Below are 21,380 nucleotides of genomic sequence, written 5' to 3'. Positions count from 1 at the left end.
CTTTTGATCTTGCTTTTCAGGCGCGTCGAAAAGATCAAGATCAAAAGATCGCAGCCTTCGGCAGCTCCTACGGGGTTAGAGGAGCGCCCTGTCTCTACTCGTTATCGAGGCCCTTGCGCCGATACGGAAACACATCGATCACCTTCCCCGCCCGAATCGCTTCCTGCAGACTCTTCCAGTAATCGGCGTTGTACAACTCGCCATGCAACTGATCGAACAACTTGCGTTGCCCGAAATCGGCAAACAGGAATGGCGGAAACTCTTCCGGGAACACGTCCAGCGGCCCGATCGAGTACCACGGTTCAGAGGCCATTTCGTCCTCGGGGGTGCGCGGTGCCGGGATGTGGCGGAAGTTGGCCTCGGTGAGGAAGCAGATCTCGTCATAGTCGTAGAACACCACACGACCATGACGGGTGACGCCGAAGTTCTTCAGCAGCATGTCGCCGGGAAAGATGTTGGCCGCCGCCAGCTGCTTGATCGCCAGCCCGTAGTCCTCCAGGGCCTCGCGCACCTGCGCCTCGTTGGCGTTTTCCAGGTAGAGGTTCAGCGGGGTCATGCGGCGCTCGGTCCAGCAGTGGCGGATCAGCACGGTGTCACCTTCCACCGACACCGTCGACGGCGCGACTTCCAGCAGTTCCTCCAGGCACGCCGGGTCGAACTTGCTCAGCGGGAAACGGAAGTCGGCGAATTCCTGAGTATCGGCCATGCGTCCGACGCGGTCGACACTCTTCACCAAACGGTACTTCTCGATCACCGTGGCGCGGTCGACGTTTTTCGACGGCGAGAAACGGTCCTTGATGATTTTGAACACGGTGTTGAAACCCGGCAGGGTGAACACGCTCATGACCATGCCGCGCACACCGGGTGCCATGATGAACTGGTCGTCGGTGTTGGCCAGGTGATTGATCAGCGCCCGGTAGAACTCCGACTTGCCGTGCTTGTAGAAGCCAATCGAAGTGTACAGCTCGGCAATGTGCTTGCCCGGCAGGATACGCCGCAAGAAGCCAATGAACTCCGCCGGCACCGGCACATCCACCATGAAATACGAGCGGGTGAACGAGAAAATGATCGACACGTCCGCCTCGTCGGTGATCAGCGCATCGATCTGGATGCCGCGCCCTTCGAGGTGCAGCAATGGAATCGCCAGCGGCCACTGCTCGTCGGCGGTGTAGATGCGCCCCACCAGGTACGCGCCTTTGTTGCGGTACAGCACCGAGGAAAACAGCTCGACGCTCAGCTCCGGGTCCTTGCATACCCAATCCGGCAGGTTCTCGCGCAACTGCGCTTCGAGACGCTTCAGGTCACCGGGCAGGTCTGCGTAATCCTCACTGAAGCGGTAGTCGGCGAAGATGCTGGCGAGCATGGCCGACAACTGTCCTTGCGGCTTGTAGGTGCGGGTTTGCGCGGCCCGGGCACGGCGCAGGCTCGGCCGGGTGGTGTGGATGAACATGCAGCCATCGCTGATCAGGTCATGGCTGAACAGCCCGCAGAAGATCGAGTTGTACCAGGTCTCGGACAGTTCGTCGTCGAAGCGCAGGTCGATCAGGCTGATGTAGGCGCTTTTGACCAGCGGCCAGCAGCTGACGTCCAGGGTGCCTGGGTCAAACGCGGTGCGCAGTCGTTCCACGGTTTCACCGACTTTTTCTTCGTACAGATTGATCCGCGCCGCCGACGCCGATTGCGTCTCTTGCCACCGGGCCTGTTCGAAGCGGGCCCGGGCGCCGTCGGTGATCTGCCGGAAATGCTCGCGGTAATCGTCAAAGCCATCGAGGATCAAGCGGGCGATGTCGGCGGCTGGCCATTGCTGCGGCATGGTGAGACCTCTGCGGGAATTCGGGAGGCTTGAGCTTAGCCAGTGAACCGGGTGCAGGAGAAGCGTAATTTTCCGGGCGAATTGAATGTCCGGTTTTCGGTTGCCATCGACCACACGCTCAGCAACACTTTCGCCCCTCCATCAAGGAAGGAACGCGCTGTGAACCCCGTCGATATTTTCCGTTTACTGTCACTGGCGGCCATTTGGGGTGCGAGTTTTCTGTTCATGCGCATCATCGCTCCGGTGATCGGCACCCTTCCCACGGCGTTTTTCCGTGTGTCGATTGCCGCGGTCGGACTGTTGGTGATGCTTGGCCTGATGCGCATCAGCTGGGATTTCAAAGGCAAACTCAAGACCGTGATGCTGCTCGGGGTGATCAACTCCGGCATCCCGGCGACGCTCTACTCGGTCGCGGCGCAAGTGCTGCCGGCCGGTTACTCGGCGATTTTCAACGCCACCACGCCGTTGATGGGTGTGCTGATCGGCGGCTTGTTCTTCCATGAAAGACTCAGCGCCGCCAAGCTCGGCGGAGTATTCCTCGGACTGCTTGGCGTCGGCGTCCTGACCCGCGCCGGTCCCGTGGCGTTCGACATGCAACTGCTGATGGGCGCCCTCGCCTGCCTGCTCGCCACCACCTGTTATGGCTTCGCCGGGTTTCTCGCCCGGCGCTGGCTCGATCAGGCCGGTGGGCTCGACAGTCGACTGTCGGCGTTGGGCAGCATGCTGGGAGCGACCCTGTTCATATTGCCGTTGTTCGGCTACAGCGTGATCAGCCAGCCACCGGAAAGCTGGGGCGGCTGGAAGGTCTGGTTGTCACTGTTGGGGTTGGGGCTGGCGTGTACCGCGTTTGCCTACATCATCTACTTCCGGTTGCTCAGTTCGATCGGCCCGGTAAAGTCGTCGACCGTGACCTTCATGATCCCGCCATTCGGGGTGTTATGGGGTGCGATGTTTCTCGATGAACCCTTATCGATGGCGCATCTGTATGGCGGGTTGTTGATTGCGCTGGCGTTGTGGTTGGTGTTGAAGCCGGCTGCTGTGAAAACGGGTTTGGTGGCTGACCAGTAGAATTGTTGCGTTGCGGATGACGCCTTCGCGGGCAAGTCGGCTGATCAGACGCCAAAAATCCACAGACCCGGAGCAATGCTCCAGGCCTTATCGGGTTTGCACGCAATTACGCGGTTTTACGGAACACGAACACCAGACCGACGATGATCAACAGCATGCCGAACAGGCTCAACATCGCCAGGCGATTGCCGAAGATCAGATAGTCCATCACCGCCGTTACCGCCGGCACCAGGTAAAACAGGCTGGTGACGTTCACCAGATTGCCTCGGGCGATCAAGCGATACAGCAACAGCGTCGCCAGCACCGATACCACCAGCCCCATCCATAGCACCGGCAGGATGAAACCGCTGCCGTGTTCGAAGTGAAACGGCTGGAAGGGTACGAACACTGCGCACAACAATAGCCCCGCGAGGTACTGCACCGGCAGCGTGCCGAGGGGATTGTCGGTAATGCATTTCTGCATGATCGAACCGAACGTCATGCTCGCCAGCGCCAGCAGACCGAAAAGCATCCCGGCCAGCGACATCCCGGCCAGACCGATGCCCTGATAGACCACCATGATCAACCCGGTCAGCCCCAGGGCCAGTCCGAACATGCGGCTCCAGGAACGCTGACGCTCCATCAGCACCACGGTGAGGATCGGCTGCACGCCCATGATGGTCGCCATCACCCCGGGCGTGACTTTAAGGTCCAGGGCCAGCAGATAGAAAATCTGATACGCCCCCAACAACACCACGCCGGTGGCCATCGCATACAGCATCGGTTTGCCGCCCTTGGGCAACTTCAGCTTGAGCAACGGCACCAGCAGCACCAGGCCGCATAGGGCAATGACGAAACGAAACATCAGGAAGGCGAAGGGCGACGCGTGAGCCAGCCCCCATTTGGAGAAAATCGCCCCGCTGCTCCACAGCAGAACGAACAGGCTCGTGGACGCCGCCGCGAGCGCGGACTTTTTCGAAAGGACAAACATGAATACCACCTGTAGTCAGGCAAAAAGCCAACTCAGCCGAAGCTGAAATCCAGTAGTTTTTCAGGCGGGCGCTTTTTCAGACGGGCATGGGAACAGCAGAAGGCAGCTGATCAGCCCGAAATGCCAACGCCTGGCGGTGATGCGACTGCGCACACCAGCGTGCTACTGACAGGTGGGGGGTATTGACTGATCTGCCCGGGCTGCTGATTCCCGCACAGCACGACGCCAGCGTTGACCGCTGAATCGACTACCGCGTTGATGAGGGATGCAGGCATTGGGCTGATCTTTGCTCGAGGGATAAAAAAGTGAGTCCGAAACTCACCGTGCGCCGACTATAACCAGCGTATGACATGGATTGCAACGACTCGGTCAAAAGACCAGTAATGACAGATGGCACAGAATCAGCATTGTGCGGTTGGAGAGGTTGCCCGGGATTCCCCGGAAATAAAAAAACCGCTCACAACGAGCGGTTTTTCTGTTCTGTATCCGGCTTCAGCCAAACAACCAATACCCCAACAACGTCAGCACCATCACCGCCAGTACCGGGCGTAGTACACGGTAGGCCTTGGGATTGCGCCGCTTCCATTGTTTGACCACACCACTGAATTTATCGCTGGAGTTCTTGCTCCAGGCGTAGACCTTGTTGATCCCGCCCACACGTTCGTCGTCCAGATTCTGAGGGGCGGTGGCGCGCCCCAGCCATGCGCTGATACTGCGATTGATGCGGGTCATGAGGCGGTTGCTCAGTGGACGCTCGATATCGCAGAACAGGATGACGCGGGTCTTTTGCGTTTCATTCTTGACCCAGTGCACGTAGGTTTCGTCGAACATCACGTCTTCCCCATCGCGCCAGGCGTAAACCTGACCGTCGACAAAGATGCGGCAATCGTCGGAGTTCGGTGTCGACAGCCCCAGGTGATAACGCAGGGAACCGGCAAACGGATCGCGATGCGGGTTGAGGTGGCTGCCGCCCGGCAGCAGCGCAAACATGGCGCCCTTGACATTGGGAATGCTGCTGACCAGTTCCACGGTTCTCGGACACAAGGTTTCGGCAGACGGCAGCGGTTTGTCATACCACTTGAGGTAGAAACGCTTCCAGCCCTTCTTGAAGAACGAGCCAAAACCGGCGTCGTTGTTCTTTGCCGCCGCACGGATATAGCCCTCGTCGAACAAGTGCATCGCTTCATCGCGAATCACTTCCCAGTTGTCCCTGAGCACATCCAGTTCCGGGAACTTGCTGCGATCCAGATACGGTTTCGAGGGCACACTGGAAAACAGGTACATCAAGGCGTTATAGGGTGCGAACAGTGCCGAATGGTTAACGAACTGGCGCAACACCGGCAGACGTGCCTTGCCACGCAAATGCACATAGAGGGTGCTGCCGAGAAACAGCAACAACAACGAGGCCTTCGCGGCAAACGATAAGGTCATCAACAACTCCTTTGAAGATAAGCGACACTGCGCCACGTCCATTGCCCGACGTGGCTGCTGGCATGATAAACACTACCGATCCGGCGAAAAACCTGCACTTTTCAACATTCATTATTAATGAATGTGCAACAAAGCATTTCTTAGCATGAGATGCCTGAACATTGGCTGATGCAAATCCATCATCAACCGGACCCGATCAATAGATCGCAGCCCGTGATAACGCCTCAATCATCACCACCAGCCACGCTCCGCGAATGCTTAGCGCTTACTGCTGATTCTCCTGTTCGGTAAACAGATCACTGAACAGCATGCTCGACAGATAACGTTCACCGGAATCCGGCAAGATGACGACGATGGTCTTACCCTGCATTTCCGGGGTCTCGGCCAGCCGAACGGCCACCGCCATGGCGGCACCGCAGGAAATCCCGCACAAGATTCCCTCTTCCTGCATCAAACGCAAGGCCATGGCCTTGGACTCTTCGTCACTGACCAACTCCACTCGATCGACGATCGACAAATCGAGGTTCTTCGGCACAAAACCGGCACCGATGCCCTGGATCTTGTGCGGGCTCGGCTTGATCTCTTCACCAGCCAGGGCCTGAGTGATCACCGGTGACACCGCCGGCTCCACCGCCACCGAGAGTATCGGCTTGCCCTGGGTATTCTTGATATATCGTGAAACTCCGGTGATGGTTCCACCGGTTCCGACGCCTGCCACCAGCACATCGACCGCGCCGTCGGTATCGTTCCAGATTTCCGGACCCGTGGTTTTTTCGTGGATGGCCGGGTTGGCCGGGTTGTCGAATTGCGCTGGCATGAAGTACTTCGACGGGTCGCTGGCAACAATTTCACCGGCTTTCTCGATGGCGCCCTTCATGCCTTTGGCCGGCTCGGTCAACACCAGTTCGGCACCCAGTGCCTTGAGCACCTTGCGGCGTTCGATACTCATGGACGACGGCATGGTCAGCATCAGCTTGTAGCCACGGGCGGCGGCCACAAAGGCCAGGCCGATGCCGGTATTGCCGGAGGTGGGTTCGACGATGGTCATGCCCGGCTTGAGTTTTCCGCTGCTCTCGGCATCCCAGATCATGTTCGCGCCGATCCGGCACTTGACCGAGTAACCCGGGTTGCGCCCTTCGATCTTGGCCAGGATGGTCACACCACGTGGCGCAATGCGATTGATCTGCACCAGCGGCGTGTTGCCGATGGAGTGGGCGTTGTCAACGAAAATGCGGCTCATGGCTGGGTCCTTAACGACAGCATTGAAATAGGGCATCAAGGTAAGCCTCTTGCCCGCAGGCGTCCAGTCGGGCTGAACGCCCGCTTATCAGTGCAGCCAGTGGCTTTGGATTGCCAGAGATTTATCACTCGATTCCAAACCACCAGCGAACATGAACACAACCGCGCTCCAGGCTTTTTTGCAGATTTTACGCAACGGTTTCATCCCTGCGTTCAATGCGCGATATGAACGGCTCAAGCTGTATGCAGGCTAACTTTTGCGCGTGACGATGTACCGGCCAGTATCCTGCGCCGCACGGGACGAATTCGATTGCTGTTGCAGGAAATCCCAACCCAGGCAGGCCAAGGCTAACGATCGCGGCACCGCTTCTCGGCCACTGCTGTATCGGGTGATGCTGCGGGTACTGACCCCCAGCGCTTCAGCGGCCTGATTGAGCGGTAACCCGGTGCGAGCACGCCAATCGATAAAGATCCGGGTGTTTTCGTCGGCTGCATTTTGCGCCAGGGCATCCAGGTAGAGGGTATCTGCACCCATCTGGATATCGAGTTCAGGCCATTCGACACTCCAGCCATCATCACCCAACGCTGCATATTCAAAAGCGACTCCCTGCAAAGGTTGCAGGCCTGGATAGGCATGCAGGTCGCGGCTCAAATCGAGCATCAGTTGCTGCCCATCGATAAACGTCAGTGCCAAACGATAATCCGGCAACGCTTGCACTGCCGATAGCCGTGGTCGTTTCATGGGTAGCATCGTTTCCAATCCTCCAGCAATTACGCCTGATGAGCCCTGACCCACTCCAGCGCCTCCTTGATGATCAGCGGCGGCGCCTTGCCCACCATCACTTCGACAGTTTCCAGGCTCAGCATGACGTCCAGCCCGCCACCCGTCAGATGAACGTGTGGCGGTGGATGATCCTTTTCGCGCAACTGAATGCGATACGTATCTCGAAATCGGTATTTAGTAGACATGACCGACATGCTATCGCCAAAATGGCGATATCTCCATACTGGCCAGCAACCGAGACCGAGTCAAGATGTGACGCTCCATTCAGAGACTGAATAAGCCGTCTGCGTTCACAGTCGACCGGGCACCGCGTTATAGTCGGGGCTGACTCTTTTATTGCGCCCCCGCCCTGCCTCGTACAGGTCGGCGTTACCGTTCGAGGATTAGCAGATGAAGTTCGAAGGCACCCAGGCCTACGTCGCCACCGATGACCTGAAGCTGGCGATCAACGCCGCCATCACCCTGGAACGGCCGTTGCTGGTCAAGGGCGAACCGGGCACCGGCAAGACCATGCTCGCCGAGCAACTGGCCGAATCCTTTGGCGCCAAGCTGATCACCTGGCACATCAAATCCACCACCAAGGCTCACCAGGGCCTCTATGAGTACGACGCGGTCAGCCGCCTGCGCGATTCGCAGCTCGGCACGGAAAAGGTCCACGACGTTCGCAACTACCTGAAAAAGGGCAAGCTCTGGGAAGCCTTCGAATCCGAAGAGCGGGTCATCCTGCTGATCGATGAAATCGACAAGGCCGACATCGAATTCCCCAACGACCTGCTGCAAGAACTCGACAAGATGGAGTTCTACGTTTACGAGATCGACGAGACCATCAAGGCCAAGAAGCGCCCGATCATCATCATTACCTCCAACAACGAGAAAGAGCTGCCGGACGCCTTCCTGCGTCGCTGCTTCTTCCACTACATCGCCTTCCCCGACCGCGTGACCATGCAGCGGATCGTCGACGTGCACTACCCGGACATCAAGAAAGACCTGGTCAGCGAAGCGCTGGACGTGTTCTTCGACGTGCGCAAAGTGCCGGGCCTGAAGAAGAAGCCTTCGACCTCCGAGCTGGTGGACTGGTTGAAGCTGCTGATGGCCGACAACATCGGCGAAGCGGTGCTGCGCGAGCGCGATCCGACCAAGGCCATCCCGCCGCTGGCCGGTGCTTTGGTGAAAAACGAACAGGACGTGCAATTGCTGGAGCGTCTGGCGTTCATGAGCCGTCGCGGCACCCGCTAAGAGGCTGATGCCATGTTGCTCAACCTGTTCAATGAAATGCGCGCAGCCAAGGTGCCGGTCTCGGTGCGTGAACTGCTGGACCTGATCAACGCGCTGAAACAGCGCGTGACCTTCGCCGACATGGACGAGTTCTATTACCTGTCGAGGACGATCCTGGTAAAGGATGAAAAGCATTTCGACAAATTCGACCGGGCGTTCGGTGCCTACTTCAATGGCCTGGAAAAGCTCGACGATCATCTTCAGGCATTGATCCCCGAAGACTGGCTGCGCAAGGAGTTCGAACGCTCGCTGACCGATGAAGAGCGGGCGGCGATCCAGTCCCTCGGTGGCCTCGACAAGCTGATCGAAGAGTTCAAGAAACGCCTCGAAGAACAGAAGGAACGCCACGCCGGCGGCAACAAGTGGATCGGCACCGGGGGCACCAGCCCGTTCGGTTCCGGCGGTTTCAACCCGGAAGGCATTCGGGTCGGCGATGCCGGCAAGCGCCAGGGCAAGGCGGCCAAGGTCTGGGACCAGCGCGAATACAAGAACCTCGACGACTCGGTCGAGCTGGGTACGCGCAACATCAAGGTCGCCCTGCGCCGCTTGCGCAAATTCGCCCGTCAGGGCGCGGCGGAAGAACTGGACATCGATGGCACCATCGACCACACCGCCAGGGATGCCGGGTTGCTGAACATCCAGATGCGGCCGGAGCGGCGCAACACCGTCAAGCTGTTGCTGCTGTTTGACATCGGCGGCTCGATGGACGCCCACGTGAAGATTTGCGAGGAGCTGTTCTCGGCCTGCAAGACCGAGTTCAAGCACCTGGAGTACTTCTATTTCCACAACTTCATTTATGAATCGGTGTGGAAGAACAACATGCGCCGCACTTCCGAGCGCACCTCGACCATGGACCTGCTGCACAAGTACGGCGCCGACTACAAAGTGATCTTCATCGGCGACGCCGCCATGGCGCCCTACGAAATCACCCAGCCGGGCGGCAGCGTCGAGCATTGGAACGAAGAAGCCGGTTACGTGTGGATGCAGCGGTTCAAGGAGAAGTACAAGAAGCTCATCTGGATCAACCCGTACCCGAAGGACACCTGGGGCTATACCTCCTCGACCAACATCGTGCGCGATTTGATCGAGGGCCAGATGTATCCGTTGACCCTTCGCGGGTTGGAGGAAGGGATGCGGTTTTTGTCCAAATGACCGCGTGACGGCCCTGAAAGATCGCAGCCTGCGGCAGCTCCTACAGAGATCGGTGTAGGAGCTGCCGCAGGCTGCGATCTTTTGATCTTCAAACTGTAAAACGGAGCAAATATTCGACATGCTCCCGGTGCGCAACCTCCTGCACCACCGGCCGCAACCGCACCCGCGCCCCTGGCAAACACTGCGCCAATCGCGCCAGCGTCAACGGCGTCAACGCTCCCAGACGCGGGTAACCACCAATGGTCTGCCGATCATTGAGTAACACGATCGGCTGCCCGTCGGGCGGTACCTGCACGGCCCCCAACGGAATGCCTTCGGAAATCATCGGTTTGCCCTGGTACTGCAGCGCCGTACCCAACAGGCGAATGCCCATGCGGTCGGCCCGGCTGTCGAGGCTCCACACGCTATTGAACGCGTCGAACAGGCTCTGCCCGCTGAACTCACCGATCTGTGCACCGAGGACCAGGTCCAACGGGGCATCAAGGTTCAAGTCCGGCCGCTGGTCTGCGGTCATTTCGCGCAGCAACATCACCGAGTTGCCGGAATAGCTCAATGACGCGCCCTTACCCAGCGCATGGCCCATACCGTCCAGGCCGCCGAGTTCCTCACGGACCACCGTCGCGCTGCTGCCCAGCACTTTCGGTGCATCAAACCCACCCGGCGCCGCCAGATAGGCCCGGGCGCCGAGCAACGGCCGAGTGAATTGCAAACGCTGACCTTTGTGCAGCCTGAAACTGCGCCACGGTGCCAGTGCCTCGCCGTCCACCAGCGCGCCCAGATCCGCTCCGGCCAAGGCCAGCACGCAGTCTTCCTCGGCCACCACGGTGAATCCGCCGAGGGTGATTTCAATCACCGTCGCATCCAGCCCGTTGCCCAGCAGCCAGTTGGCCCAGGACATCGAACGCCAATCGGCCGCTCCGCCCTGGGTCACGCCCAGATGCCGCACGCCGAATCGACCGGCATCCTGCAACAGGCACAGCGGCGTACTCGCTTCAATCGCCAGACGACTCATGCCCGGGCCTCCAGTGGCGTGTCGTCACCGCCCAGGTTAATGAACTCGGCATGGCCGATCGCTTCGAACCGTACGGTGTCACCGGGTTGCATCAGGCTGTAGCCGTCACGGTGGCGATCGAACAGTTTGGCCGGCGTGCGGCCAATCAGGTTCCAGCCGCCCGGCGACACCACCGGGTAAGCCGCCGTCTGCCGTTCGGCGATGCCGACACTGCCGGCCGCGACTTTCTTGCGTGGCGTGTTCAGACGCGGCGTGGCAAGTATCTCTTCCACCAGCCCCATGAAGGCGAAGCCCGGCGCAAAGCCCAGGGCGAACACCTGATATTCACGCTCGCTGTGACGACGGATCACCTCCTCCACCGCCAACCCGCTGCGTTGCGACAACAGGTTCAGCTCCGGTCCGACGCTCAAGTCGTACCACACCGGCAACACATGACATTTACCGCTGGCATGAGCGTTGGGCGACAGATCGATCAGCGCCTGGGCAATCAACTCCCGGGCCCGGGCGGGATTCAGCGCGGTCAAGTCGTAATGCACCATCAAGGTGGTGTAGGACGGCACCAGATCAATCAGATGCCCGGCGAACGCCGCCCGCAGACTTTCACTGGCCGCCAGCATCCACGGCATGTTGGTTTCGGCAATTTCATCGAACAGGCGCACCATCAGGCAATCCAGCGCCACCACTTCCACCCGCAGTTTCATGACGCGCTCTGCCGGTTCAAGGCTTCACGGATGCGTTGCACGGCAGCGACCGAACTGGCGTTGTCGCCGTGCACGCAGAGGGTGTCGGCCCGCAAATACAGGGCGCTGCCGTCGCTGGCGGTCAGGTTGTCACCACGGGCAATGGTCAGCGCTTGCTCGATAATTGTTTGCGGGTCGTGATGCACCGCTCCCGGCAGTTGTCGCGACACCAGCCTGCCGGCGCTGTCGTAGACGCGGTCGGCGAAGGCCTCGAACCACAGCGTCACGCCGTATTCATCACCCAGTTGTTGGGCGGCGCTGTTGTCGCGGGTTGCCATCAACATCAGCGGCAGGTTGCGGTCATAGGACGCCACCGCTTGCAGCACGGCGCGCAACTGCGCCGGGTTGGCCATCATGTCGTTGTACATCGCGCCATGGGGTTTGACGTAACTGACCCGACCACCCTGGGCCTGGCAGATACCGTCGAGGGCGCCGATCTGGTAATGCAGAATGTCTTGAAGCTCCTGGGTGGCATACGCCATGGAGCGACGGCCGAACCCCACCAGGTCCTGATAGGCCGGATGCGCGCCAACTTGCACACCGTGGCTGAGGGCCAGGCTGACGGTCTTGCGCATGACGCTCGGGTCGCCGGCGTGAAAACCGCAGGCAATGTTGGCGCAATCGATAAAGGGCATGATTTCTGCGTCCAGACCCATGGTCCAGTTGCCGAAACTCTCGCCGATGTCGCAGTTCAATAGCAGGCGGCTCACGCTGAACACTCCTGTAGGCATTAATCTTTTTAGCTGCGGGACATATCTGTAAGACAAGCCCGCAGGTTATCAGTTACCGGGCGTCGAGTTGCTTGCCACGGGTTTCCGGCAGGCTCAGGGCCGCGAGGATCACCACTCCGTAGGAAACCGCCGCAAAGGCACCAATGCCCACACTCAGCGGCACGGTCTGGCTGAGCAGGCCGATCAGCAGCGGGAACAACGCCGCCAGCGCCCGGCCGATGTTGTAGCAAAAACCCTGGCCCGAACCGCGAATGCGTGTAGGGAACAACTCGGTCAGGAATGCGCCCATGCCGCTGAAGATCCCCGAGGCGAAGAAACCCAGCGGGAAGCCCAGCCACAGCATCACGCCGTTGCTGACCGGCAGTTGGGTGTACAGCAACACAATGGTGAACGAGCCCACGGCGAACAGGATGAAGTTCTTTTTACGCCCCAGGATGTCGGTCAAATAGGCGCTGATGACATAACCCACGTAGGAACCGATGATCACCATTGCCAGATAACCGCTGGTATTGAGTACGCTCAAACCGCGTTCGTTCTTCAGAAAAGTCGGTAGCCAGGACGTGATCGCGTAGTAACCGCCCAGCGCACCGGTGGTCAGCAACGAAGCGCGAATCGTGGTGAAGAGCATGCCGGGGGCGAAGATCTCGTAGAACTTCGACGGGTTGCCCGGCTCCTGTTTCGCTTTGGCTTCACGATAGATTTCCGGGTCCTTGACCAGACGGCGGACGAAAATCACGAAGATCGCCGGCACGATGCCGAGGATGAACAGCGCACGCCAGGCGTCTTCCGGTGGCAACACCGAGAACAGCAGCGCATACAGAATCGCCGTCAGCCCCCAACCCAGCGCCCAGCCGGACTGCACCATGCCCACTGCCTTGCCGCGGTCCTGAGCACGGATCACTTCGCCGATCAGCACCGCGCCGGCCGTCCACTCACCGCCGAAACCGAAGCCCATCAAGGTCCGTGCAATCAGCAGTTGCTCGTAGCTCTGGGCAAAGCCGCAGAGGAAGGTGAAGAAGGCAAACCACAGCACCGTCAGTTGCAAGGTGCGCACACGACCAATGCGGTCGGAGAGAATCCCCGCCACCCAGCCACCGATGGCCGAAGCGATCAGGGTGCTGGTATGAATCAGCCCGGCCTGGCCGGTGGTGATGCCCCACATGGCAATCAGGGTCGGCACCACGAAGCTGAGCATCTGGGTGTCCATACCGTCCAGGCCATAGCCGATCTTGCAGCTCCAGAAGGTGCGGCGTTCCTGCTGATTGATGTTGCGATACCAGTCGAAAGGTCCCGGACGGGCCGAGACTTTCGGGATGAAGGGGGTGTCGGGCGCACTCATGGCAAATCTCCGCGCTGATTTTATTGGTATTGTTCTGAGCCCCGACGACGCCTATCGTGGGGAACCGGATGCGTCGATTCTTGGACGCGCGTCCCTGCTGCGTCCAACTAATAAAAACCCGCCTTAGACATAAGAAATCTTTATCCCATGAACCTGAAGTTTCTCGAGACTTTCGTCTGGGTCGCCCGACTCAAGAGTTTTCGCCTGACCGCCGACAAGCTCTTCACCACCCAGGCCTCGATCTCCAGCCGAATTGCGGTGCTTGAAGGCGAGCTCGGGGTAAAGCTGTTTCTGCGGGATTCGCGCGGCGTGAGCCTGACGCCCGAAGGCCTCAAAGTGCTCGATTACGCCGAGCAGATGATGGACACCATGCAGGCACTCAAGCAGTCGATCGAGACCCGATCGAGCAAGGCCGGACGGGTGCGCATCGGCGTGATGGATACGGTGATCCACACCTGGCTCAGCCCGTTGGTGGCGCAGATGACTGATCACTACCCGCTGGTGGAAATCGAGCTGGTGGCCGATACCTCGCTCAACCTCTGCGATCAGCTGCAAAAAGGCTTTCTCGATGTGATTCTGCAAACCGACCTGCTGCGCCAGGAAAGCGTGCGCAGCCTGGAACTGGCCAGCCACCCCATGGGCTGGATTGTCGCGAGCAACTCCCTGTACAACCGTGAGTATTCAGGCGTCGCCGATCTGGCGAAAGAGCGGATCATCACCTACTCGAAAAACTCCCACCCGCATCAGGAAGTGCTCGCCCTGATGCAGGCCAATGGCGTGATGATGCCACGGTTGAACTGCGTGAACTCGGTGTCGGCCATTACCCGGCTGCTGCGCGATGGCTTTGGCATCGGCGCGTTGCCGCCGGTGCTGGTGGCCGAGGAACTGGCGCGTGGCGAATTGACCTTGCTGGATATCGATCAGCGACCACCCGACTTGCAGGTGGTGGTGTCGTGGCGGGTGGGTGTTGAGTGGGTCGAGGAAATTGTGGCCTTGTGTCAGCAGGTGCTGGAGGAGTATGCGCGGAAGGTGGGAGAGCGCTACATGGTCTTGAGCAAACCCCTGGCTGGCCTCTGAAAAGGAGTTTTCCACACTACAAGTAGGAATTGCTATCATTTGCATTATAATTTGAAAAATGTATTCTCTGCGCGCATTCAGTTAAACCACCGTCCAGAAGGAGTCGGACCCGATGCGCGCTTACACGCAAAAACAGCAGCAATTGCTCTCAAACTGGAGCGAAGCCCTCGGCACTCCTGCCTTCCAGTCCCACCGCATCACCCTCGACCATTTGAGCAATGCCCTGGAGCCCGCCGCCCAGCGCTGCTTCCAACGCCTGATCCAGGCGCTGTTTCGCGAAGGTCTGATCAACCCCGACGCCTGCGAGTACGACGACAACAGTCGTTGCTGGCTGCCGCTTGGCGACAGTGCGCAACTTTGCTTCGACCACCTGAGGGGCGGAAGAATGAACAGCTGGGACGTGCGTGGCAGCATCGTCCTGCACACCCCCGACAGCCTGCCACATAAAATCCAGTTGCCCAGCGAACTGCTCGCCCACCTCAGCACTCAGCTCAACCCGCCCGCCTCCCCGCAAGTACTGGAACGTCTGGCCCGCGAGCTGGACGATAGCTACAGCAACGACACCCTGTGCCTGGCGTTCCACCGTGGATGGACCGAGCGCCTGAGAGAGCAGATCGACAGCGAGCACAACGACAATCTGTTCGCCTGGCTCAAAGCCAGCCCCGACCACCAGAACCCGACGTCATTGCTCGAACAGTGGGGCACGCTCGGCCACCCCTGGCATCCTAACTACAAGACCAAACTGGGCTTGAGCGCTGCGCAGGTCATCGCTTTCTCGCCGGAATTCGAAGCGAGTTTTCCGATTGTGCTGTGCGCCCTGCACCGTCAGTACACCCACGTCGAATCACTGGCCGGCACTGCCGATTACTGGGACTGGTGGCAAGGCCACTTCCCGCAGGCCGCCGAACAATTGCGGCAGCATTTGCAGCAACGGGGCCTGGAGGCAACGGACTACCTCCCGCTGCCGTCGCACCCATGGCAAGTCAATGAAGAGCTGCCCAATTCGTTCGCCGGCGAGATCGCCGACAACCTGCTGATCATCACCGACATCGTTGCCTTCACTGGCCATCCGACCATGTCCTTCCGCACCGTCGTACCAGAGGCCAGCCGCGTTGCGCCGATGGTCAAGTTGCCGGTGGCCCTGCGCCTGACCAGCGTGCAGCGCACCGTGTCGCCGCGCTCGGCCCGGATGGGACCGCGCATCAGCCAACTGCTACTGCAGATTCTCGATCACGAACCGCAGATTCAGCGCCTGCTGAACATCGTGCCGGAACGCATCGGCGTACACTACGCGCCACAACCGGCCAATGACGAACGGTCCCGGCATGCCGCCGTGTTGTACCGCGACAACCCGCTGACCCTGCTGCAAGAAGGCGAACTGGCCGTGCCGGTCGGCAGCCTGTTCGCCGTCAACGAATTCGAACAACCGTTGCTGCGTGACTGGGTGCAACTGGCTCAGGGCCGTGACGACAGCGACGCCATGCTGGCGTTCTTCGACGATTACCTGTCGATTGCCGTCCCGAGCCTGCTGGGCATCTACCTGATGTATGGCGTGGCGTTCGAAGCGCACCAGCAAAACAGCTTCATGGTGATGGGCGCTGACGGGCAGTTGAATCGGTTGCTGCTGCGTGACTTCGGCGACATTCGCATCGATCGCAAAACCCTGCACGCCAAGGGTCTGGATATCCAGCTGCACGATCCGAAAATGACCCTGTACGACGACGCCGGTTTTGTTCGCGACAAGCTCCTGCACACCACGTTCATGTGCCACCTCGGTGAGTTGACGTTGCTCTGCGCCCGCCACTGGAATGTGCCGGAAAACAGCCTTTGGGAGCGCTTGGCCACGCACGTTGAACAGTGCTTCGAGAGCGTGCGCGAGCACGTCGAACCGGGACGCTGGGAAAGCGAGCGTCAGGCCCTGCTGGAGCAGGATTGGCCGGCCAAATCGTTCATGCGCATGCGCTTGCACGACAGCCACGCCGACATCGTCGGACGCCTGAGTAATCCGCTGCGAACCAACGCCGATGCTCGCTGATGGTCGTGCGTTGCGACTGCTGATCGTCATCCAGTTTGTCTCCATGGGCGCCATGGAAATGAGCGGCCCGTTCTGGCCCTTGCAGATCCAGCATCTGCTTGGGCCAGAGGGCGCTGGCTACACCGCACTGCTATCGGCGCTGGTCTATGCCGGCCCGATGCTGGCGGCCATGCTGCTGACGCCGGCGTGGGGACGGTTGGGTGATCGCACCGGGCACAAGCCGATGATCGTTCGGGCGTTGCTGGCACTTGCGCTGTGCCAGGGGCTGGCGGCGATTACCCTCGATCCGTGGCTGCTGGTGGGCATTCGCGTGATGCAAGGCGCATTGGCCGGGTTTATCGCCGCCGCGCAAGCCTATGCCCTGGCCTGCTGCGACAGCTCCCGGCGCGGTCACACCCTGGCCCGTCTGCAATCGGCGACCGCCGTCGGCTCGTTGATCGGCCCGGTATTGGGCGGCTGGCTGATGGACATCTCGGGGTTTGCCCTGCTCTGTTATGGCGCGACGGCGATTTGCCTGCTGTGCGCACTGGGGAGTTTATTCCTGCCGGCCGACAAGGCGCGAGCCTCGACGAAGAAACCGGTTGCACCGGTGGCCCTGCCTAAAGGCTGGCTCGGTGGAATCCTGTTGGTGATCGTATTGATTCAAGCCGCGAAGATGATGCCGCAACCCTTCTACGCCCTGTATGTCGCCGACATTCTGCATGCGCCGGGCTGGCTGATCGGTGCGACTTACGCGGCGAGCGCCGCGACCCTGGCCATCTCCGCTCCCCTGTGGGGGCGTCTGTTCGACCGCTGGCAGCCGGCTTACACCCTGCGCGTCATCGAAGGCGTTGCCTGGCTCTGCGCCCTGACGCTCGCGGCCACGGCACTGGCCAGCGAATGGCTGGGTTTTCTCGTCAGCCGGTTGGTCTGGGGCATCTGGCAAGGCGCGCTGCTCCCCGTCGCCTATGCGCTGATCGCCAACACCGTGTCTTCAAGCCAGCAGGGTTTTGCCCTCGGCCTGGGCAACAGCGCGGCCAAGGCTGGCGCTCTGCTCGGTGCCGTCCTCGGCGGGATCGGCATGGGGCTGGTCGGGCTGGCCCACAGTTTCTGGCTGGTGGCGTTGACCTACGCACTGGCCGCCATCGGGATCCGCTGGGTGCGCTCATTCACCTCCACACCGGCCCCCGCAATCTTGTCTACCCACACTTATCACGACTAAAAAAAAGACCAACTCATGACCCGAACCAAACTTTCCTTGATGATTCCGCTGCTCGGCTCCTTCAGCGCCCAAACCTGGGCCGAGGACACCGACCAGCAACCCGGCACATTGAACATGCAAGCCACCGTCGTTTCCGCGACGCGCAGCGAAGCGACCATTGCCTCGATTCCCGGCTCGGTCCAGGTGATCGACGAACAACAGATCAGCCAACAGAGTGGCGCCGGGCGCCGAGTCTCCGACATCCTGGGGCAACTGGTTCCCGGCCTGGCGCCGTCCAGCGGCGGGATGAGCAACTTCGGCCAGACCCTGCGCGGGCGCAACATGCTGGTGTTGATCGACGGCGTGTCGCAAAACGCCACGCGTGACAACTTCCGCCAGCTCAACAGCATCGCACCGGCCAGTATCGAACGCATCGAGGTGGTTTCCGGCGCCAGCAGCATTTATGGCGCCGGTGCTTCGGGCGGCATCATCAACATCATCACCAAGCGCAACCAGGGTCAGGACCTTGCCTACAGCAGCAAACTGGGCCTGACCACCGGCAACAACCTCAACAGCAAGGGTTTCGCCTACGAGGCTTTTCAGAGTGCGACCGGGCGCAAGGATGCCCTGGACTGGTACGTGTCCGCCGACCTGACCCAGCGCAACGATCAGTACGACGGCAACGGCAATCGCATCCCTCAGGACACCTCCCAGGGCAGCAACATGGACACCGACACCTATGACCTGCAAGGTCGTTTCGGTTACGAACTGGATGCCGATAAAAAACTCAGCCTGTCACTGCAGGACTACAAGGACCAGCAGGACACTGGCTACACAAAAGACCCGAACAACCGACAAGAGGCCGTGGCGGTCAAAGGACTGAAACTCGACGACCAGCCCTACACCCATAACCAGGCGGCCAACCTCAACTACACCGACAACGACTTCTACGGCCAGGGCCTGCAACTGGAAAGCTACTGGCGCCGGGCCGACGCGCTGTTCTTCCCGGACCTGTCGCGGGGCAAGGCCGGGATCTCCGACAACAACAGCGTGCAGGATGTCTACGGCCTGCGTGCGGCCATCGACACGCCGTTGCCGGCCATCGGCAGCGCCACTGGCAACCTGGTCTGGGGCGCCGACTATGATCACGAACGCTCCCGCCAGCGCGGTGACCAATACACCCTCAATGGGCTGACCTACACCAAGACCGGCACCACTTACGAGTTGGGCCCGGATATCGAAACCACCACCAAGGCGCTGTTCGGGCAGATGTCCTGGGACATCGGAGACTGGACCTTGCGTGGCGGTGTGCGCCGCGAATGGATCGAAAGCGAGGTCTCCGACAGCATCGCTTACGGTCAGATCGTCCAGACCGGCGTACGCGCCATCCTGCCCGGTGACACCCTCAAATACGACGCGACGCTCTATAACCTGGGCGCGGTCTATCACCTGAGTGAACATCAGGACGTCTTCGCCAATTACAGCCAGGGTTTTTCGCTGCCGGACATCCAGCGTTTCTTGCGTGACGTGAACAGCACCTTCGACATCCAGAGCCTCAACGCCCAGGCCATCAAGGTCGACAGCTACGAGCTGGGCTGGCGCGGTAACTGGGACCGGTGGCAGGCCGACGTCACCGTCTATGAAAACACCTCGGACGTGACTCAGTTCTACGATGCCAATGACCGTGTCTTGCGTCTGATCAACCAGAAGGAGCGGGTTCGCGGCATCGAAAACAGCCTGACCTACCTCGCGACCGATCACTGGTCGGTGGGTGGCACCTATGCCTGGGCCAAAGGCGAGACCCAGCAGAACGGGAAATGGATCGATCTGCCGGCGACACGCATTTCACCGGCCAAAACCACGCTGTTCGTCGGCTACGCCGAAGACGACTACACCCTGCGCCTGCAAGGCATGCACCTGTCCAGTTACGACGCTGCCGCCAAGGACAACAACGGGCGCGACATCGATGGTTATACGTTGGTGGACCTGCTCGGCTCCGTGTACTTGCCGGTCGGTCGCCTGGAAGGCGGTGTGTACAACCTGACCAACCGCACGTACGTCAACCTGTTCGCCCAGGCCAACGCCAGAGCGCCATTCCCCAACGCCGAAGGCCGTACCTTGAGCATGACCTATTCGATCGATTGGTAATCAAGCAAGGAGCCGGCTTGCCGGCTCCTTGACGCTCGACGGTGTTACAAGCCGCGCAAATCCCGCTCTTCGATCGGCCGGCTCTGGCGCAGACGCTTGCCGCCCAGCACCACCCAGTCGATCAGCCGGAACAGGCATTCGAGGCCCAACGACAGCAACAATGCGCCGCTCATGCCCCAGCTCATCGCTTCGGGCGTCAACAGGATCTGGTAGCTGTAGCCATTCCAGGTTTCCTTGCGGATGTCCGGATCGGCAGCCAGCACCACTTGCAGGAAGCGGATGTACCACGGCCCCTGCATCGCCTGGAACTGCTTGTCCAGCGCCAGTTGGCGGGTCAGCAGGTTGCTCAGGCTGTCGGCATCGCTGCGGAAGATCGGGTCTTCGCTGGCGCGGTAATGCGCGACCAGAGCCTGCATGTCACCCTTGAAAAACTGATTGGCCGTGTTCTGGAACCCGCTCAACCCGGCTTGCGCCTCGATCAGATGGGCTTCGACCCGCTTGGCGTAATCGCTGATGAACCCCGGCACCTGTACACCGATCAACAAGCCGGCCGCAAACAACACCAGCCGTAGATAACTGAGCAACATGCAAGGAGTCCTTATTCGGTCTTGCCCTGGCTGACGCATTCGCCGCGCCGCCACAGGCTCCATTGACCCGGTTCGTAACGGGTCCAGGTTTCGTTTTCGGTCAGGGGTTCGGTGGCGATGACGGTGACCACGTCGTTAGGCGTGGTTTCGGCCTGAAAGTCGACGATCACGTCGACATCTTTCAAGCGTGCCGGGCCAAACGGTGCGCGACGGGTGATTTGCGCCAGTTTGGTCGAGCAATAGCAGAACAACCAGTCGCCATCGCTGAGCAGGCAGTTGAATACGCCTTTGCTGCGGTATTCGGCGCACGCGGCCACCAGGTCCGGCAGCAGCGCTTCGACCTCGACCGGTTCGGGGAACGCCGCACGCACACGGTTGAGCAAATCGCAGAAGGCCGCTTCGCTATCGGTATCACCCACGGGGCGATAGAAACTGGCCGCAGGCTGGAAATCCGCCAACTGGCCGTTATGGGCGAAACACCAGTTGCGCCCCCACAGCTCACGGACGAACGGATGCGTGTTGGACAGGCAGACTTTGCCGACGTTGGCCTGGCGGATGTGCCCGATCACCACTTCGCTCTTGATCGGATAGCGCTGCACCAGGTTCGCGACTTCCGACTCGCAGCTTGCCGCCGGGTCCTGGAACAGTCGCAGCCCACGGCCTTCATAGAAGGCAATGCCCCAGCCATCGCGGTGTGGGCCGGTGCGACCGCCGCGCTGCATCAGCCCGGTAAAGCTGAACACGATATCGGTCGGGACATTGGCGCTCATGCCCAATAACTCACACATGCTCGGACTCT

19 protein-coding genes are annotated in these 21,380 nt (G+C 60.2%); 7 read left to right on the top strand and 12 right to left on the bottom strand.

The window, feature by feature from the left end; all coding sequences use genetic code 11:
- Positions 1-94: 94 nt before the first annotated feature.
- Entirely contained in the window at positions 95-1,813 is a 1,719-nt protein-coding gene (gene aceK / locus C8K63_RS21665) for a bifunctional isocitrate dehydrogenase kinase/phosphatase (RefSeq protein ID WP_108218543.1), read from the bottom strand.
- Positions 1,814-1,972: 159 nt separating this feature from the next.
- Between aceK and C8K63_RS21660 the strand changes: the two genes are divergently transcribed.
- Entirely contained in the window at positions 1,973-2,881 is a 909-nt protein-coding gene (locus tag C8K63_RS21660) for a DMT family transporter (RefSeq protein ID WP_108218542.1), read from the top strand.
- 106 nt (positions 2,882-2,987) lie between these two features.
- On the opposite strand, the gene C8K63_RS21655 is transcribed toward C8K63_RS21660, so the two are convergent.
- From C8K63_RS21655 to C8K63_RS21635, 5 genes are all read right to left on the bottom strand, one after another.
- Positions 2,988-3,851: a DMT family transporter gene (locus C8K63_RS21655; RefSeq protein WP_108218541.1), complete on the bottom strand. Its 864-nt coding sequence runs from the start codon at positions 3,849-3,851 to the stop codon at positions 2,988-2,990.
- 492 nt (positions 3,852-4,343) lie between these two features.
- Positions 4,344-5,282 (bottom strand): aspartyl/asparaginyl beta-hydroxylase domain-containing protein, encoded by a 939-nt coding sequence (locus C8K63_RS21650; protein ID WP_108218540.1) that lies wholly within the window; start codon positions 5,280-5,282, stop codon positions 4,344-4,346.
- 265 nt (positions 5,283-5,547) lie between these two features.
- Positions 5,548-6,522: a cysteine synthase A gene (gene cysK / locus C8K63_RS21645; protein ID WP_108218539.1), complete on the bottom strand. Its 975-nt coding sequence runs from the start codon at positions 6,520-6,522 to the stop codon at positions 5,548-5,550.
- A gap of 249 nt (positions 6,523-6,771) precedes the next feature.
- Positions 6,772-7,272 (bottom strand): DUF2442 domain-containing protein, encoded by a 501-nt coding sequence (locus C8K63_RS21640; protein ID WP_108218538.1) that lies wholly within the window; start codon positions 7,270-7,272, stop codon positions 6,772-6,774.
- A gap of 20 nt (positions 7,273-7,292) precedes the next feature.
- Positions 7,293-7,490: a DUF4160 domain-containing protein gene (locus C8K63_RS21635; RefSeq protein ID WP_108218700.1), complete on the bottom strand. Its 198-nt coding sequence runs from the start codon at positions 7,488-7,490 to the stop codon at positions 7,293-7,295.
- Positions 7,491-7,695: 205 nt separating this feature from the next.
- On the opposite strand from C8K63_RS21635, the gene C8K63_RS21630 reads away from it, so the two are divergent.
- Together C8K63_RS21630 and C8K63_RS21625 are read left to right on the top strand one after the other, a co-directional pair.
- The gene (locus C8K63_RS21630) at positions 7,696-8,541 is read left to right on the top strand and encodes a MoxR family ATPase (RefSeq protein WP_108218537.1); all 846 of its coding nucleotides are present in this window, start codon (positions 7,696-7,698) and stop codon (positions 8,539-8,541) included.
- A 12-nt stretch (positions 8,542-8,553) separates the two neighbouring features.
- On the top strand, positions 8,554-9,732 hold the full coding sequence (locus tag C8K63_RS21625; protein ID WP_108218536.1) for a VWA domain-containing protein: 1,179 nt from the start codon (positions 8,554-8,556) through the stop codon (positions 9,730-9,732).
- A gap of 88 nt (positions 9,733-9,820) precedes the next feature.
- Here C8K63_RS21625 and C8K63_RS21620 read toward each other — a convergent pair whose 3' ends face one another.
- The 4 genes from C8K63_RS21620 to C8K63_RS21605 all read right to left on the bottom strand — a co-directional run bounded on the left by C8K63_RS21620 (position 9,821) and on the right by C8K63_RS21605 (position 13,554).
- Complete coding sequence (locus tag C8K63_RS21620) at positions 9,821-10,744, bottom strand: biotin-dependent carboxyltransferase family protein (protein WP_108218535.1); 924 nt, start codon at positions 10,742-10,744, stop codon at positions 9,821-9,823.
- A complete protein-coding gene (locus tag C8K63_RS21615; protein WP_108218534.1) occupies positions 10,741-11,445 on the bottom strand; it encodes an allophanate hydrolase subunit 1 in 705 nt (234 codons plus the stop codon). Before C8K63_RS21615 ends, C8K63_RS21620 begins: the two co-directional genes overlap by 4 nt.
- On the bottom strand, positions 11,442-12,194 hold the full coding sequence (locus C8K63_RS21610) for a 5-oxoprolinase subunit PxpA (protein ID WP_108218533.1): 753 nt from the start codon (positions 12,192-12,194) through the stop codon (positions 11,442-11,444). Before C8K63_RS21610 ends, C8K63_RS21615 begins: the two co-directional genes overlap by 4 nt.
- 73 nt (positions 12,195-12,267) lie before the next feature.
- On the bottom strand, positions 12,268-13,554 hold the full coding sequence (locus tag C8K63_RS21605; protein ID WP_108218532.1) for an MFS transporter: 1,287 nt from the start codon (positions 13,552-13,554) through the stop codon (positions 12,268-12,270).
- 147 nt (positions 13,555-13,701) lie between these two features.
- Here C8K63_RS21605 and C8K63_RS21600 point away from each other — a divergent pair, with 147 nt between their 5' ends.
- The 4 genes from C8K63_RS21600 to C8K63_RS21585 all read left to right on the top strand — a co-directional run bounded on the left by C8K63_RS21600 (position 13,702) and on the right by C8K63_RS21585 (position 19,994).
- On the top strand, positions 13,702-14,631 hold the full coding sequence (locus C8K63_RS21600) for a LysR family transcriptional regulator (protein ID WP_108218531.1): 930 nt from the start codon (positions 13,702-13,704) through the stop codon (positions 14,629-14,631).
- A 112-nt stretch (positions 14,632-14,743) separates the two neighbouring features.
- Positions 14,744-16,666, top strand: a complete 1,923-nt coding sequence (locus C8K63_RS21595; protein WP_108218530.1) for an IucA/IucC family siderophore biosynthesis protein — start codon at positions 14,744-14,746, stop codon at positions 16,664-16,666.
- Entirely contained in the window at positions 16,656-17,867 is a 1,212-nt protein-coding gene (locus C8K63_RS21590) for an MFS transporter (RefSeq protein WP_108218529.1), read from the top strand. Before C8K63_RS21595 ends, C8K63_RS21590 begins: the two co-directional genes overlap by 11 nt.
- Positions 17,868-17,882: 15 nt before the next feature.
- Positions 17,883-19,994, top strand: a complete 2,112-nt coding sequence (locus tag C8K63_RS21585) for a TonB-dependent receptor (protein ID WP_108218528.1) — start codon at positions 17,883-17,885, stop codon at positions 19,992-19,994.
- A gap of 44 nt (positions 19,995-20,038) precedes the next feature.
- Here the strand turns inward: C8K63_RS21585 and C8K63_RS21580 are convergent, their stop codons facing one another.
- Together C8K63_RS21580 and C8K63_RS21575 are read right to left on the bottom strand one after the other, a co-directional pair.
- Complete coding sequence (locus tag C8K63_RS21580; protein ID WP_108218527.1) at positions 20,039-20,581, bottom strand: DUF2937 family protein; 543 nt, start codon at positions 20,579-20,581, stop codon at positions 20,039-20,041.
- 11 nt (positions 20,582-20,592) lie between these two features.
- Complete coding sequence (locus tag C8K63_RS21575; RefSeq protein WP_108218526.1) at positions 20,593-21,369, bottom strand: class II glutamine amidotransferase; 777 nt, start codon at positions 21,367-21,369, stop codon at positions 20,593-20,595.
- Positions 21,370-21,380 lie beyond the last annotated feature (11 nt).

This window comes from Pseudomonas sp. GV085 (assembly GCF_003050925.1).
GTDB lineage: Bacteria > Pseudomonadota > Gammaproteobacteria > Pseudomonadales > Pseudomonadaceae > Aquipseudomonas.
Note: the sequence above shows the minus strand (reverse complement) of the source record. Positions and strands in the feature narration are given on the sequence as shown.